This is a genomic window from Rhizobium sp. WYCCWR 11152 (genome assembly GCF_013087615.1).
Classification (GTDB): Bacteria; Pseudomonadota; Alphaproteobacteria; order Rhizobiales; family Rhizobiaceae; genus Rhizobium; species Rhizobium indicum.
Genome location: NZ_JABFCP010000020.1, coordinates 86,118 through 99,836, shown reverse-complemented (window position 1 = coordinate 99,836; position 13,719 = coordinate 86,118). Strand labels below are relative to the sequence as shown.

At 60.0% G+C, this 13,719-nt stretch carries 15 protein-coding genes, 1 pseudogene and 1 riboswitch; of the genes and pseudogenes, 9 read left to right on the top strand and 7 right to left on the bottom strand.

The genetic code is table 11. The features are described 5' to 3' along the window. Positions 1-209 precede the first annotated feature (209 nt). From G9X67_RS27930 to G9X67_RS27905, 6 genes are read left to right on the top strand one after another with little or no spacing between them, the layout of a single operon-like run. Entirely contained in the window at positions 210-776 is a 567-nt protein-coding gene (locus G9X67_RS27930; protein WP_012759251.1) for a F0F1 ATP synthase subunit delta, read from the top strand. Next, positions 776-2,305 carry a F0F1 ATP synthase subunit alpha gene (gene atpA / locus G9X67_RS27925; protein WP_012759250.1) on the top strand — a complete coding sequence of 510 codons (1,530 nt, stop codon included), beginning with the start codon at positions 776-778 and terminating at the stop codon, positions 2,303-2,305. The genes G9X67_RS27930 and atpA overlap by 1 nt, the downstream gene beginning before the upstream one ends. A gap of 28 nt (positions 2,306-2,333) precedes the next feature. Next, positions 2,334-3,218, top strand: coding sequence for a F0F1 ATP synthase subunit gamma (locus G9X67_RS27920; protein WP_025396266.1), 885 nt, complete (start codon positions 2,334-2,336; stop codon positions 3,216-3,218). A 23-nt stretch (positions 3,219-3,241) separates the two neighbouring features. Further along, positions 3,242-4,678 (top strand): F0F1 ATP synthase subunit beta, encoded by a 1,437-nt coding sequence (gene atpD / locus G9X67_RS27915; protein ID WP_017995355.1) that lies wholly within the window; start codon positions 3,242-3,244, stop codon positions 4,676-4,678. Continuing rightward, on the top strand, positions 4,678-4,917 hold the full coding sequence (locus tag G9X67_RS27910) for a hypothetical protein (protein ID WP_003543462.1): 240 nt from the start codon (positions 4,678-4,680) through the stop codon (positions 4,915-4,917). Before atpD ends, G9X67_RS27910 begins: the two co-directional genes overlap by 1 nt. Beyond that, on the top strand, positions 4,917-5,324 hold the full coding sequence (locus G9X67_RS27905) for a F0F1 ATP synthase subunit epsilon (protein ID WP_012759246.1): 408 nt from the start codon (positions 4,917-4,919) through the stop codon (positions 5,322-5,324). The genes G9X67_RS27910 and G9X67_RS27905 overlap by 1 nt, the downstream gene beginning before the upstream one ends. A 211-nt stretch (positions 5,325-5,535) precedes the next feature. On the opposite strand, the gene G9X67_RS27900 is transcribed toward G9X67_RS27905, so the two are convergent. From G9X67_RS27900 to G9X67_RS35450, 7 genes and pseudogenes are all read right to left on the bottom strand, one after another. Next, positions 5,536-6,273, bottom strand: coding sequence for a sugar transferase (locus tag G9X67_RS27900; protein WP_138331749.1), 738 nt, complete (start codon positions 6,271-6,273; stop codon positions 5,536-5,538). 167 nt (positions 6,274-6,440) lie between these two features. Beyond that, entirely contained in the window at positions 6,441-7,661 is a 1,221-nt protein-coding gene (locus G9X67_RS27895) for an acyltransferase (RefSeq protein ID WP_138331748.1), read from the bottom strand. Positions 7,662-7,843: 182 nt separating this feature from the next. After that, positions 7,844-8,854 (bottom strand): ABC transporter substrate-binding protein, encoded by a 1,011-nt coding sequence (locus G9X67_RS27890; RefSeq protein ID WP_138331747.1) that lies wholly within the window; start codon positions 8,852-8,854, stop codon positions 7,844-7,846. A gap of 68 nt (positions 8,855-8,922) precedes the next feature. Next, positions 8,923-9,735 carry an ABC transporter ATP-binding protein gene (locus G9X67_RS27885; RefSeq protein WP_138331746.1) on the bottom strand — a complete coding sequence of 271 codons (813 nt, stop codon included), beginning with the start codon at positions 9,733-9,735 and terminating at the stop codon, positions 8,923-8,925. After that, the gene (locus tag G9X67_RS27880) at positions 9,732-10,538 is read right to left on the bottom strand and encodes an ABC transporter permease (RefSeq protein ID WP_138331745.1); all 807 of its coding nucleotides are present in this window, start codon (positions 10,536-10,538) and stop codon (positions 9,732-9,734) included. Before G9X67_RS27880 ends, G9X67_RS27885 begins: the two co-directional genes overlap by 4 nt. A 90-nt stretch (positions 10,539-10,628) precedes the next feature. Further along, on the bottom strand, positions 10,629-11,261 hold the full coding sequence (locus G9X67_RS27875) for a YkoF family thiamine/hydroxymethylpyrimidine-binding protein (RefSeq protein WP_171600160.1): 633 nt from the start codon (positions 11,259-11,261) through the stop codon (positions 10,629-10,631). Further along, a riboswitch (TPP riboswitch) is annotated at positions 11,252-11,365 on the bottom strand. It overlaps the preceding gene by 10 nt. A gap of 244 nt (positions 11,366-11,609) precedes the next feature. Continuing rightward, a pseudogene (locus G9X67_RS35450) lies at positions 11,610-11,699 on the bottom strand (FMN reductase); the annotation flags it as partial. 109 nt (positions 11,700-11,808) lie between these two features. Between G9X67_RS35450 and soxR the strand changes: the two are divergent. From soxR to G9X67_RS27860, 3 genes are all read left to right on the top strand, one after another. Beyond that, a complete protein-coding gene (gene soxR / locus G9X67_RS27870; protein ID WP_017962353.1) occupies positions 11,809-12,273 on the top strand; it encodes a redox-sensitive transcriptional activator SoxR in 465 nt (154 codons plus the stop codon). A 111-nt stretch (positions 12,274-12,384) separates the two neighbouring features. Next, positions 12,385-13,155 carry an SDR family oxidoreductase gene (locus G9X67_RS27865; protein WP_138332024.1) on the top strand — a complete coding sequence of 257 codons (771 nt, stop codon included), beginning with the start codon at positions 12,385-12,387 and terminating at the stop codon, positions 13,153-13,155. A 102-nt stretch (positions 13,156-13,257) separates the two neighbouring features. Beyond that, positions 13,258-13,605 carry a metalloregulator ArsR/SmtB family transcription factor gene (locus G9X67_RS27860; protein WP_138331743.1) on the top strand — a complete coding sequence of 116 codons (348 nt, stop codon included), beginning with the start codon at positions 13,258-13,260 and terminating at the stop codon, positions 13,603-13,605. The last annotated feature ends 114 nt before the right edge of the window (positions 13,606-13,719 follow it).

The window sequence follows — 13,719 nt, the reverse complement described above, 5'->3', positions numbered from 1 at the left end:
GCGCGATTTTGCAGACAGAAATTCATGCGAAAGGCGTATTCGGGCATTACGCGTGTTGCGAGTCCGAACATCCTATGTTAGACGGACCCCGAATTTCGGAAGAAGCAAGAGGCTTCTCTTGTGATTTCTGGGGGAAATCAAAACGAATTCAAGATCATAGGTTCGGCGCCCGCCGAGAGCCGGATTTTGGGTTGAAATCAGGGAAATTTGTGCCAGTGGCAGACACGTCCCAGCTTACTTCTGGTGTTGCCGAACGCTATGCCTCGTCGCTTTTCGAACTGGCGCTCGAGCAGGGCGCCGTCGACAGCGTCACCGCCGATCTTGATCATTTCCAGGCGATGCTGGATGAGAGCGCCGATCTGAAGCGCTTTGTCGCAAGCCCGGTTTTTTCCGCTGAAGACCAGCTGAAGGCGATCGTCGCCATTAGCGAGAAGGCCGGTATCAGCGGTTTCTTCGCCAATTTCCTGAAGGTCGTGGCGCGCAACCGCCGCCTGTTCGCCCTGCCGGGCATGATCAAGGCCTTCCGCATCATCGCCGCGAACCATCGCGGTGAAATCTCCGCCGAGGTCACCTCGGCGCATGCGCTTTCGCAAGCGCAGGAAACCGAATTGAAGGTGGCACTCAAGAGCGTTACCGGCAAAGACGTGACGATTGCCGTCACGGTTGATCCGTCAATTCTTGGTGGTCTGATCGTGAAGGTCGGGTCCCGTCAGATTGATACGTCTCTTCGTACCAAACTCTCTACCCTTAAGCTCGCATTGAAAGAGGTTGGCTGATGGATATCCGCGCCGCGGAAATTTCCGCAATTCTCAAAGACCAGATTAAAAATTTCGGCAAAGAGGCAGAAGTCTCGGAAGTCGGCCAGGTTCTCTCCGTCGGTGACGGTATCGCTCGTGTCTACGGTCTGGACAATGTCCAGGCCGGTGAAATGGTCGAGTTCCCGGGCGGCATCCGCGGCATGGCTCTGAACCTCGAATCCGACAATGTCGGCGTCGTCATCTTCGGCTCCGACCGCGACATCAAGGAAGGCGACACCGTCAAGCGGACCGGCGCCATCGTTGACGTTCCGGTTGGTCCGGAACTGCTTGGCCGCGTCGTCGACGCGCTCGGCAATCCGATCGACGGCAAGGGCCCGATCAACGCGACGCGCCGTTCGCGCGTCGACGTCAAGGCTCCCGGCATCATTCCGCGCAAGTCGGTCCATGAGCCGATGTCGACCGGCCTCAAGGCCATCGACGCGCTGATCCCGGTCGGCCGCGGCCAGCGCGAGTTGGTCATCGGCGACCGCCAGACCGGCAAGACCGCGATCCTTCTCGATGCCTTCCTCAACCAGAAGGCCATTCACGACAACGGTCCGGAAGGCGAAAAGCTTTACTGCGTCTACGTCGCCGTCGGCCAGAAGCGTTCGACCGTCGCCCAGTTCGTCAAGGTGCTCGAAGAGCGCGGCGCGCTGAAGTATTCGATCATCGTTGCCGCCACCGCTTCCGATCCGGCGCCGATGCAGTTCCTGGCTCCGTTTGCCGGCTGCGCCATGGGCGAATATTTCCGTGACAACGGCATGCATGCGCTGATCGGTTACGACGACCTGTCCAAGCAGGCCGTGTCCTATCGCCAGATGTCGCTGCTGTTGCGCCGCCCGCCGGGCCGCGAGGCCTATCCGGGCGACGTTTTCTACTTGCACTCGCGCTTGCTCGAGCGTGCTGCGAAGATGAACGACGACAAGGGCGCCGGTTCGCTGACCGCTCTGCCGGTCATCGAAACGCAGGGCAACGACGTGTCGGCCTTCATTCCGACCAACGTGATCTCGATCACCGACGGCCAGATCTTCCTTGAAACCGACCTGTTCTACCAGGGTATCCGCCCGGCCGTGAACGTCGGTCTGTCGGTTTCCCGCGTCGGTTCGTCGGCACAGATCAAGGCGATGAAGCAGGTTGCCGGCTCGATCAAGGGCGAGCTTGCCCAGTATCGCGAAATGGCCGCCTTCGCTCAGTTCGGTTCGGACCTCGACGCTGCGACGCAGCGCCTGCTGAACCGCGGTGCACGCCTGACCGAACTCCTGAAGCAGCCGCAGTTCTCGCCGCTGAAGACGGAAGAGCAGGTCGCCGTGATCTTTGCAGGCGTCAACGGCTATCTCGACAAGCTGCCGGTCGCTTCGGTTGGCAAGTTCGAGCAGGGCTTCCTCTCATATCTGCGTTCGGAAGGCTCCGCCATCCTCGACGCGATCCGCACGGAAAAGGCAATCAGCGACGATACCAAGGGCAAGCTCAACGCTGCTCTCGATAGCTTCGCAAAGTCTTTCTCGTAATCAGGCCCTAAGTTAGGACGGATCACGGATGCCTTCACTTAAGGATCTGAAAAACCGGATCGCCTCCGTCAAGGCGACGCAGAAGATCACCAAGGCGATGAAAATGGTCGCCGCGGCGAAGCTTCGGCGTGCGCAGGAGGCGGCCGAGGCCGCCCGGCCTTATTCGCAGCGCATGGGTGCGGTTCTGGCGAACATCGCCAAGGCCGTCACCGATGCCGACGGCGCACCGACGCTGATGACCGGCACCGGCCAGGACAAGGTCCATCTGCTGGTGGTCTGCACGGCCGAACGTGGTCTTTGCGGCGGCTTCAACTCGCAGATCGCACGCTTTGCACGCGAACATGTCCGCAAGCTGCTTGCCGAAGGCAAGACGGTGAAGATCTTCACCGTCGGCAAGAAGGGTCACGACATCCTTCGCCGCGAATTCGCCTCGCTCATCATCGAGCGCAAGGAATTGCGCGACGTCAAGCGCGTCGGCTTCGAGAATGCGGACCAGATCGGCAAGCGCATCATCGAGATGTATGCTGCCGGCGAGTTCGACGTCTGCACGCTGTTCTATTCCGAGTTCAAGTCGGTGATCAGCCAGATTCCGACGGCGCAGCAGCTCATCCCGGCTTCAACGGGAGCTGTGCAGACCGAAGATGCCGCACATGCAGGCGCCGTCTACGAATACGAGCCGGATCCGGCATCGATCCTCGAAGATCTGATCCCGCGCAACATCTCCGTCCAGATCTTCCGCGCGCTCCTTGAGAACGTCGCAGGCGAGATGGGCGCCAAGATGAGCGCTATGGACAATGCGACGCGTAATGCCGGTGAGATGATCAACAAGCTGACGCTGAGCTACAACCGCCAGCGTCAGGCGCAGATCACCAAGGAACTCATTGAAATCATTTCGGGCGCGGAAGCGCTCTGAGGCTAGGAAAAGAGGGTCAGAAAATGGCTGAGGCAGCTACCCCCAAGATCGGCTCTGTCGGCAGAGTCACCCAGGTTATCGGCGCCGTCGTCGACGTTGCATTCGAAGGCGAACTGCCGAAGATCCTGAACGCGCTGGAAACCAGCAACAACGGCAACCGCCTGGTTCTCGAAGTTGCGCAGCACCTTGGCGAAAACGTCGTCCGTACCATCGCGATGGACTCGAGCGAAGGTCTCGTTCGCGGCCAGGAAGTCGCCGATACCGGCGCTCCGATCATGGTTCCGGTCGGCAACGAGACGCTCGGCCGCATCATGAACGTCATCGGTGAGCCGGTCGACGAAGCCGGTCCGCTGGTCACCGCTCACAAGCGCTCCATCCACCAAGAGGCGCCGTCCTATGTCGAGCAGTCGACGGAATCGCAGATCCTCGTGACCGGCATCAAGGTCGTCGATCTTCTGGCTCCCTATGCACGCGGCGGCAAGATCGGCCTCTTCGGCGGCGCCGGCGTCGGCAAGACCGTTCTGATCATGGAATTGATCAACAACGTCGCCAAGGCGCATGGTGGTTATTCGGTTTTCGCAGGCGTCGGTGAACGCACCCGCGAAGGCAACGACCTCTACCATGAAATGATCGAATCGAACGTCAACAAGCATGGCGGCGGCGAGGGCTCGAAGGCGGCGCTGGTTTACGGTCAGATGAACGAACCGCCGGGCGCCCGCGCCCGCGTTGCTCTGACCGGCCTGACGGTCGCCGAACACTTCCGCGACCAGGGCCAGGACGTTCTGTTCTTCGTCGACAACATCTTCCGCTTCACGCAGGCAGGTTCCGAAGTGTCGGCTCTGCTCGGCCGCATCCCGTCGGCCGTCGGCTATCAACCGACGCTCGCAACCGACATGGGCCAGATGCAGGAGCGCATCACCACGACGACGACCGGCTCGATCACCTCGGTTCAGGCCATCTACGTTCCGGCCGACGACTTGACCGACCCGGCGCCGGCAACCTCGTTCGCTCACCTTGACGCAACGACGGTTCTGTCGCGCTCGATCGCTGAAAAGGGCATCTACCCGGCGGTCGATCCGCTCGACTCCACGTCGCGCATGCTCGATCCGCTGGTCGTCGGTGAAGAACATTACGACGTCGCCCGTAAGGTCCAGTCGACGCTGCAGCGCTACAAGGCCCTGCAGGACATCATCGCGATCCTTGGCATGGACGAACTGTCCGAAGAGGACAAGATTGCTGTCGCCCGCGCCCGCAAGATCGAGCGCTTCCTGTCGCAGCCGTTCTTCGTCGCCGAAGTCTTCACCGGCTCGCCGGGCAAGCTGGTTGCTCTCGAAGACACGATCAAGGGCTTCAAGGGCCTCGTCAACGGCGAATACGATCACCTGCCGGAAGCTGCCTTCTACATGGTCGGCTCGATGGAAGAAGCGGTCGAAAAGGCCAAGAAGCTCGCAGCTGCTTAATGAGCGATGCGCTAGACGAGATATTCTGCTGCGACTCCCTGAAAGGGGTCGTGGCGGATCTTCCGGAACCGGCAGCGCCGACCGTCTATCGCGCCGATAATGGCGTGCTGATGATGGTGGTGGGGCTGGTCCAGAGCGAGGAAGGTCTCGGTTATCTCGACCAAGCGATAATGCACTGCCCGTTCTGCGGGACTAAATTGCAAGATGCGAAAGCCATAGCCGAGAAGGTAAGTCACTGATGGCTGACAATTTCAACTTTGAGCTCGTTTCGCCGGAGCGTCTGCTGCTGTCGGAGATGGTGACCGAGGTCGTCATCCCCGCGACAGAAGGCGAGATGACGGTCATGGCAAACCATGCGCCGACGATGACGACGATCAAGCCGGGTGTCGTGAGCGTGCGTTCTGCCTCCGGCAAGAAGCAGGACTACGTCGTGTTCGGCGGTTTTGCCGATATCCTGCCGACCGGCTGCACATTGCTCGCCGAATCCGCAGTTCCGGTCGAGGAACTCCACAAGGACGAACTGACGCGCCGCATCGAGGCCGCCCGTAAGGAACTCGAACATGCCGAGCTGCACGAGCACAAGTCGAAGCTCGAACACTTCATCATGGAACTGACGCACCTGCGCGGCGTCGTTCAACAGGATTGATTACAATCGGTAAGATCCATGAAAAGCGGCCGCGATGGCCGCTTTTTTGTTTCTGCCTTTATCTGTCGATGTACGGAAAACAGCGCTATCGGCCGAGTTGAAATTAAGACGCGGCCGCAGCAATTCAAAGGGCTAATGCGACCTTTGCGCGTCTGAAAAGACGCGTGACGCTGCAGGGGTCGCCTACCTCTGGCAGTGATGCCGGATCGTCTCAGAAACCGGTGCCGCCGCGCAGCTCGATGACGACCGTCTTGAACAGGATCTTCACGTCGAGCAGCAGGCTGAAATTCCTGACATAATAGATATCGCAGGCGATGCGAGCGCGGGCTGCCAGCGGCCGCGCCGTCGGGCCGCGCCAGCCGCGCGTCTGCGCAAGGCCGGTGATGCCGGGGCGCATGATGTGGCGGTGGTGGTAGTCCGGCACCAATTCCTCGTAGAGCCGGCCGGCTGCCCGCATATTGATGGCGTGGCAGCGCGGGCCGACCAACGACATCTCACCCCTGAGAACGTTGAAAAGCTGCGGCAGCTCGTCGATATTGGTCTTGCGCAGCAGCGCGCCGACGCCTGTCACCCGGCTGTCGCCCTTGACGGTCTGTTGAATGCCGCTGGGATCGCAAGCTTCCGCGCGCATCGACCGGAACTTGAAGACCGTGATCTTCCGGCCGTTCAGCCCCCAGCGGATCTGCCGGAAAAACACCGGACCGCCATCGTCGAGTTTGATGAAAAGAGCGATTGCCAGAAAAAGCGGCGCCAGCACGATGAGGGCGCTGAGTGAGGCGACGATGTCGATCAACCGCTTCACGCTGAGCCGCACAGCCATCTTTCTTTCGATAAGGGAAAAGCTATCCGGCTGGCGAACGTTGGAGTTCGCTATAACCAGGGTCTTGGTTTTGTCCTGACGCTGAGACGGATCGAAGCGTGGATTCGTCTTCGAAGTAAAAGCATTCATTACGCAAGGTCCACAAGTTTAGATGCGATACTGAACAACATGGAGACAAATACATGGTCACGTATCGTTTGTCATCGGTATAAATAAGAATTTGATAACCCTAAAGATGCCAAAAATGGGAGTATTCCGCGTTAACCTTAACGCCTGTAGTTGCGCTTACGGGAAATTTATACTTTGAAAGGAGTAGCCCGATTGGGTTGACGAGATGTCAGCCGGTTGCCGAAATCGATCGCCGGTTTTTCCAGCAGGAAGTAGCTGAGGGTTGCGACCAGAAGGATGAGCGCTGCCGCCAATCCGCAAGACTGCAGCCAGCCGGTAACGACATTTTCCGAGGAAACGCCGAACGAACCCGGGTCGAGCCTCTGGATCAATATCAGAATGATCTCCTGCCAAATATAGATGCCGAAGGAGATCTTTGCGATATAGCGGACAGGAGCGTTGTCGAGCAGCCTGCCCAGGTGTTGCGAATGGCTGAGCGAAACGAGCGCCGTTGCGACCGCCAGCGGAAAGACCGGAAAACCGTAGGGGATTTCGAGCCAGCCGTAAGCTTCGGCAGAGCCGCCGGGCGATATGACGAGGCGGTAGGCGGCAATGGCGAGGCCGAGGAGCGCTGCGGCATCGAACCAGGAGGAGCGCCTTCTTGGCAGCATGACCTCGACGCCGGCGGCAAGCGCGCCGAGCGCGAAGACGGCGAAGAAGCCGATCGGGTTATATCTCGGCATCCATTCCTTCGCCCCGCCCTGCAGGCCGTACTGCCAGCCGCGTTCGATGTCGTCGAGCGGAAAGAGGGTCAGGATCAGCACATGGGCGAGGAGTACGCCCGTGATGACGCAAAGCCAAGCGAAGCGGGTAAGCAATGGGCGCTGCCTGAGGAATGGCAAACGAAACAGCAGGAGAAAGCAGACCGGCAGGAGCACATAGCTGGTGACCTCGAAGGGAATGGACCAGAGCGGCCCGTCGGCTTCGACAGGAAACAAGGTGCGCCAATGCCACTGGCTCATGAACAGCAGCCCGGAGACGTAGCGGAGCACAAGCTCAGGCGTCAGCGGCAGGGCAAGCAGCGTCAGGCTGAGGGCGAAGCCGGTGGTGGCGGCGAACCAGAAGCCCGGAGCGATGCGCGCCATCCTGCGGATCGTATAATGCCGCAGGCTCGGCATGTCGCTGCCCGCGTCGAGCGCGCGCCAGAAGGGATGGGCAAGAAGGAAGCCGCTGAGGACGAAGAAGATGGCGACGCCGAAATTGCCGAAGCGGAGGATGTTTGCGGTCGGTCCGAGTTCATCAGGGATTCTGCGCATATCCAGCCGCAGCGCGAAGTGGTGGGCGAGCACCAGCAGACAGGCCGTCGCGCGCAGAAAGTCCGCTCCGGCCAGTCTCTCTTGTAGTCGCATCCTGCCTCCCCACCTTGCCCAGAGCATGATGCCGAAAAGTGTGAGTGGTTTCCGGACGACATCATGCTCTACTTCTTTGATTTAGATACGGATTCGGACCTTAAGCCGATCCGGCCTAAGATCTGAATCCGTATCTAGGATTTTGCAGCGGAAAGCCGCGACGGGCAAGGCAGGCGTTGGGCTCAGTCGAGAAGTTCGTTGGTATAATAGGTGGAAAAGTCCGGCTTCTCCTTGAGTGCGGCGCCATTCGCATCGACCAGAATACCGTTCTCCATCAGGAAGCTGCCGAGGGCCTCGGCTTTTGCCGGGTCGAGCTTACCGATCACACCGGCTTCGGATTTCAGGAAGTGCCCCTCGATCAATGCCTTCTGAGAAGCCTTTACCAGTTCCGTATTCATCAGTGCGCCGTTGCTTCCAGAGATCAGCAGGTCGCAGGCTTCGTCGGGATGGTCGACGGAGTAGGTATAACCCTTTCGTGTCGCCTGGATGAAGGCGCGGGCGTGTTCCCGGCTTGCGGAGAGATAGGCGTCGCTGGAGACGATGACCGTCGTCTGCTCATCGGGAATGCCATAATCGGAATAGTGGAAGCGGCCGATCTTCCGGTTTTCCAGTTCGGCAGCGATGCCTTCCCAGGTGTAGATCTCCAGCGTGAAATCGATCGAGCCATTGTCCAGCGCCTCGTAAGCGGAGGTGCCGAGGGTGACGGTCTTGACGTCGCCTTTGCCGCCGTCATTGCGGATCATCGCGGAGATCAGCGCGCTCTCCCAGGTGCCGCCAAAGCCGCCATAGGTCTTGCCGTCGAGGTCTTTCGGGCTCTTGATGTCGTCGCGTCCGCCCTTGAAGATCAGGCGTGCGGTTTCCGTCTGGACGACGCCGTAGACCATCTTCACGTCACCGCCGCCAGCGCGCTGCGTCAGGGTCTCGATCTCGCTGCTGATGCCGAAATCGGCAACGCCGTTCGACACCAGCGTTCCGGCGCTGGTATCGGTGAAGGGAAGAATCTCGACATCGAGCCCGGCATCGGCATAGAAGCCCTTCGCCTTGGCGACATAGATGCCGATATGGTTGGTGTTGGGCGTCCAGTCGAGCGCGATGCGAACCTTTGCGGGCGCCGATTGGGCGAAGGCGGGGTGGCCGGCGAGGCTTGCCGCGATGGCGGCGAAGATCGTCTGGCGACGGGTGAGAAGCAGCATGGTGACCTCCTCAGGTCTCTAGAGCATGATGCCGAAAAGTGTGAGCGGTTTTCGGACGACATCATGCTCTAACTCTTTAACTTAGAACAGGATTCAGATTTTAGGCCGACCGGTCTAAAATCATCCTGTTCTAGCGGATGAAGCAGGGTTTGCAGGATTTCGGTTTCGATCGCCTGGGCCGCCGGCGAGCCGAGATCGGCAATGCTTCTCGGACGGGGCAGGGGAACGCGGAATTCGCGGATAATACGCGCCGGACGGGCCGAGAGCACGTAGATCCGGTCGGAAAGGAACACGGCCTCGCGAACATCATGGGTGATCAGCAGTGCCGTCCAACGGTGTTCGGTCCACATGCCCTGCAGCCATTCCTGGATCTGCGTGCGCGTCAGCGCGTCGAGGGCGCCGAAAGGCTCGTCGAGCAGCAACATGTCCTGGGTCTGGACGACGGTGCGCAGCAGCGCGGCGCGCTGGCGCATGCCGCCTGACAGTTCGGAGGGATAGTGATGCTCGAAGCCTGCGAGGCCGAAGCGCTCGAACAGAGGCGCGACGGCGGCGCGGGCCGCGCGGCGGCTCATGCCGCGCACCTCGAGACCGAGTGCGGCATTGTCGATGATCCGGCGCCAGGGCATCAGCGCATCGCGCTGCGGCATGAAGGCGAAGGAATGCGGCGCCTGTTCCAGCGGCGCGCCCTTGAAAAGCATGGTGCCGGAATCGGGCCGAAGCGCCTGTGTCAGCAATCTCAGTACCGTCGATTTTCCGGAGCCGGATGGGCCGACGATCGAAACGAACTCGCCGCTTTCGACAGCGAGTGAAATATCGCCCAGCACCTTCATGCCGTCGAATGACTTCGAGATGTTGTGCAGTTCAACCATTGCATCGCTCATCGGCGCAGCTCCCCGGATTGTTGCCAGGGCATGACGAGGCGCTGGATCAATAGCGTCGCTCCGAAGAGGCAGAGTGTCAGCACGGCGCTGACGACGACGGCGGCGAGCACGAGATCGGGGCGGAAGTTGTTCTTGGCGTTGAGGATATAGATCCCGAGGCCGCGGGCGGCACCGGCATATTCGGCAAAGATCGCGCCGACGACGGCATAGGTGATCGAGATCCGCAGGCCGGCGAAGAAATAGGGCAGCGAGGAGGGAAGCCGTGCCAGGCGGAAAATACGCCAGCGGCTCGCCTTCATCGAATTCAGCAATTCGGCGATGTCGCGATCGGTCGATTCATAGCCCTGCAGCAAGGCGACGAGCAGCGGGAAGAAGGTGACGAGCGCCACCAGCAGGATCTTCGGCAACAGGCCGAAGCCGAACCAGAGGACGACGAGGGGGGCGATCGCCACCAGCGGCAGGGTCTGGCTGGCGATGAAGATCGGCAGCAATGCCCGGCGCATGAAAGGCACGAAATCCATGAGGATCGAGGCGGCGAAGGCGAAGGCAAGCGACAGGGCGAAACCACCGAGTGTCGCGCCGAGCGTCGGCCAGGTGTTTGATATCAGTGACTCGCGGTTCAGCCAGCCCTGGATGACGATGCGCGAAGGCGCCGGCAGGATGGACGGTTTGATGCCGGATAGATCGACATAGAGTTCCCATGCCGCCAAGAAGGCGCAGCCGGCGAGCAAGGCGGGTATGCCCCGGTAGAGAGCGGAGCGGAGCGCGGCAAGGCGCGAATCCGATGGTTTTGACGGTGTCATCAGCGTTCGATTTCAAGCTTTCGTCGGGCACTGCATAATTCCTTAAATCGGAATCGATTTAAGGATAAAATTATGCAGCAATTTAAAGTGTTACAGCGTCCTTTGCGCGTCTGAAAAGACGCGCGGCGCTGTATTGGCCGACACCGTGATGTCGAGGGTCACATGCCCTTCGGGTTCGCCGAAGCGAAAGAAGGCCTCACGAATGGTGGCGAAGACCGCGCCGGCATCGCCAGAGAGCCTGGTGCAGAAATTCTTGGCACGGTCGAAGGTGCCGGAGCGCTTCAGGAAGTCGATGCAGCCGTAGATCTCGTCCATATGGGTACCGGTGCCCATGACGTAGAGCGAGAATTGCGCGGCGGTCGGCTGTCCGGTCTCGGCAGTGGTTTCAATGGCGGCAAGTGCGGCTGTTATACGCTCGGCAAGCGGCTCCGCCTGGCCGAGGGAGGGGTTGATGCCGCAGATGGCGTCGTCGGGTTCGCCGGGGCAGCCGCGTGAAACGGCAGCGGACAGCACGCAACGCTCGCCGGTCTTTGCGGCGGCGATGAAAAGATCGTGCATGGCGGCGAAGAGAATGTCAGGCGGGCCGACCAGCAGTGTGGAGATGTCATCGGTCTCGATGCGCAGCCGGTCGCGATAGGGATCTAGCGCCTTGACGGCATCGAGAATGATGCCGACGAAATTGTCGGACATCGGATAGAGTGACACTTGTGCGCCTGAGAACATCTGAACCTCGCTCCGCTGGCATTACCCAGATCAGCTTTGAAGGGTCCAGAGGCTTGCGCCTCACATCTCAGCCCCGGCAATACGGAGCTCCCCTGTTATTTGCGCGGAAACTATCACCGGGGGTTTCTCCCCGCAACCGCAAAATTGCGAACCCGTCCGTGCGGTCGGAATGAGCCTGATGTGACGGGAAACACCCGGACGGAGGTCCTGTCCCGGTGTTCCCAATGGTTCCGTACCTGCCGGGAACGGAACCGGAGCTTCCTGCCTCAGGCGGCTAGCGCATAACCCCGAAAATCGGAATCGGTTTTCGGAAAGGATTATGCGTAGATTCAAAGTGATAGAGCGTCTTTAGCGCGTCTGAAAAGACGCGCGGCGCTCTATGTCGGCATAGGGACGATTGCTGCGGGCGGTAACAAGCGCCCGTGTCCACCATTCCAGCCCTCGCCATCATCTGGTGTTTGCATGCGTCGCTCCTTGTTGCGATTGAACTTTACGATTGCGGGAGCAAGGGTTATAAAACCTCAACTATTCTTGAGGTCAAGAGGTGATGGATACAATTCCGGCAGCGCCGCTCGGCAAGCTCCTGACGGTTGGCGAAGTGGCGGAGCGCAGCGGCCTGGCCGTCTCGGCGCTGCATTTTTACGAGACCAAGGGGCTGATCTCGAGCATCCGCTCCCGCGGCAATCAGCGGCGCTATGGGCGCGATGTGCTTCGCCGGCTCGGGATCATCAAGGTGGCGCAGCGTGTCGGCATTCCGCTTTCGGAAATCCAGGCGGCGTTCGAGTCCTTGCCGCAAGGACGCACGCCGACCGTCGCCGACTGGCAGACGCTGTCGGCGCTGTGGAAGGATGATCTCGACGCGCGAATCAGGCGGCTTAGCCTGCTGCGCGACCGGCTGACCGGCTGCATCGGCTGCGGCTGCCTGTCGATCGAAAGCTGTCCGTTGCGCAACCCCTGCGACCGGCTCGGCAAGGAAGGGCCGGGCGCGCGGCTTCTGGAGACCGAAAACTAACCCCTGTTTTCACCGGGAAAGATCGATACGCGCCTTTCTTTCAGTCAGCGCGCTCATATGTTAATGGCGAATGACACAACCGGCGGCACTGTCCGCGAGGAGGACGGCTTCGTGTTCCATCCCAGACTGTTCGAAAATCGCAATGTCGTGGTGACCGGCGCCGGCCGCGGCATCGGCCTTGAAGTGGCCCGGCAGTTCCTGGACTGCGGCGCGAAGGTGATCGTCCATACCGGGCGCAAGCCGGGACGCGACCTGCCGGATTTCCTGCTGACGGCTGAATCCGAAAGACGGGCGCTGCTGCTTAATGCCGATTTCTCTGCAGTCGGTGGGGCAGCGCAATTTGCCGAGGATACTCTCGCCTTCTTCGATAAGGTCGATGTGCTGGTCAACAATGCCGGCACCATGCTTGGCCGTTTTCCCGCCGCCACGCTCACCGATGCAGAATATGAGGCGGTCGTGCGTCTTAACCAGACATCGGTGGTGGCGCTGACGCGGGCGCTGCTGCCGGCATTGAAGGCGGCTAGTGGTGCTGCCATCGTCAACACAGTTTCGATTTCGGCGTTGACCGGCGGCAGCCCCGGTTCCTCGATCTATTCGGCCTCGAAAGCCTTCGTTGCGACCTATTCCAAGGCGCTTGCCCGCGAGCTTGCACCGGACGGCATCCGCGTCAATTGCGTATCGCCGGGAACGATCGAGACGGATTTCCATGAGCGCTATTCCTCGCGCGAAAAGCTGGAGCAGACGAGAAAATCCATCCCCCTGCAGCGGCTCGGCACGGCGGAGGATTGTGCTCCCGCCTATCTGTTCCTGGCGGCTCCCTCGCTCTCGGGCTACATCACCGGACAGGTGATCGAGATCAATGGAGGTCAGCTTATCTGCTGATTTGTTTGGACTTTTTTTGACATTTCATCACTTTTGACCAATTCGCTTGTGCGAATATGCTATTGTGCTGATCTACTCATTGCCTCCCTTCCGAGATACCCGATGCCGTTGCCCAAACCCGAGCCGGGGATGTCCGGCCAGGAATTGCACAAACTCGCTGGAAAAGCCCATGAAGCGAGCGATCTGCTGAAAGCGCTAGCGCACCCGACCCGACTTCTGATCCTCTGCATATTGGCGAACGAGGAACGCACGGTGGGTGAAATCGAAAATATCCTCGGCATCCAACAGGCAATGGTTTCGCAGCAGCTGGCGCGGTTAAGGCTCGAAGGCCTGGTCCATACGCGCCGCCAGGGCAGGCTGGTCTATTACAGCATCGGCAATGTCAGCGTGCTTGCCTTCCTCGAATCGCTGTTCGATCTTTTCCCGGCTGCAGAAACAGTTAGAGCATGATGCCGAAAAGTGTGTGCGGTTTTCGGACGACATCATGCTCTATTTCTTTGATTTAGATCAGGATTCAGATTTTAGGCCGATCGGGCCTAAAATCATCCTGATCTAGAGATCGCC

What these genes read in the sequence shown, in the direction of transcription:
- G9X67_RS27895 (WP_138331748.1), bottom strand. Translation starts at nt 7,661, where the DNA reads ATGCGACTACAAGAGAGACTGGCCGGAGCGGACTTTCTGCGCGCGACG.
- G9X67_RS27900 (WP_138331749.1), bottom strand. Translation starts at nt 6,273, where the DNA reads ATGAATGCTTTTACTTCGAAGACGAATCCACGCTTCGATCCGTCTCAG.
- atpA (WP_012759250.1), top strand. Translation starts at nt 776, where the DNA reads ATGGATATCCGCGCCGCGGAAATTTCCGCAATTCTCAAAGACCAGATT.
- G9X67_RS27910 (WP_003543462.1), top strand. Translation starts at nt 4,678, where the DNA reads ATGAGCGATGCGCTAGACGAGATATTCTGCTGCGACTCCCTGAAAGGG.
- G9X67_RS27875 (WP_171600160.1), bottom strand. Translation starts at nt 11,261, where the DNA reads ATGTTCTCAGGCGCACAAGTGTCACTCTATCCGATGTCCGACAATTTC.
- G9X67_RS27885 (WP_138331746.1), bottom strand. Translation starts at nt 9,735, where the DNA reads ATGAGCGATGCAATGGTTGAACTGCACAACATCTCGAAGTCATTCGAC.
- soxR (WP_017962353.1), top strand. Translation starts at nt 11,809, where the DNA reads ATGGATACAATTCCGGCAGCGCCGCTCGGCAAGCTCCTGACGGTTGGC.
- atpD (WP_017995355.1), top strand. Translation starts at nt 3,242, where the DNA reads ATGGCTGAGGCAGCTACCCCCAAGATCGGCTCTGTCGGCAGAGTCACC.
- G9X67_RS27920 (WP_025396266.1), top strand. Translation starts at nt 2,334, where the DNA reads ATGCCTTCACTTAAGGATCTGAAAAACCGGATCGCCTCCGTCAAGGCG.
- G9X67_RS27905 (WP_012759246.1), top strand. Translation starts at nt 4,917, where the DNA reads ATGGCTGACAATTTCAACTTTGAGCTCGTTTCGCCGGAGCGTCTGCTG.
- G9X67_RS27890 (WP_138331747.1), bottom strand. Translation starts at nt 8,854, where the DNA reads ATGCTGCTTCTCACCCGTCGCCAGACGATCTTCGCCGCCATCGCGGCA.
- G9X67_RS27880 (WP_138331745.1), bottom strand. Translation starts at nt 10,538, where the DNA reads ATGACACCGTCAAAACCATCGGATTCGCGCCTTGCCGCGCTCCGCTCC.
- G9X67_RS27860 (WP_138331743.1), top strand. Translation starts at nt 13,258, where the DNA reads ATGCCGTTGCCCAAACCCGAGCCGGGGATGTCCGGCCAGGAATTGCAC.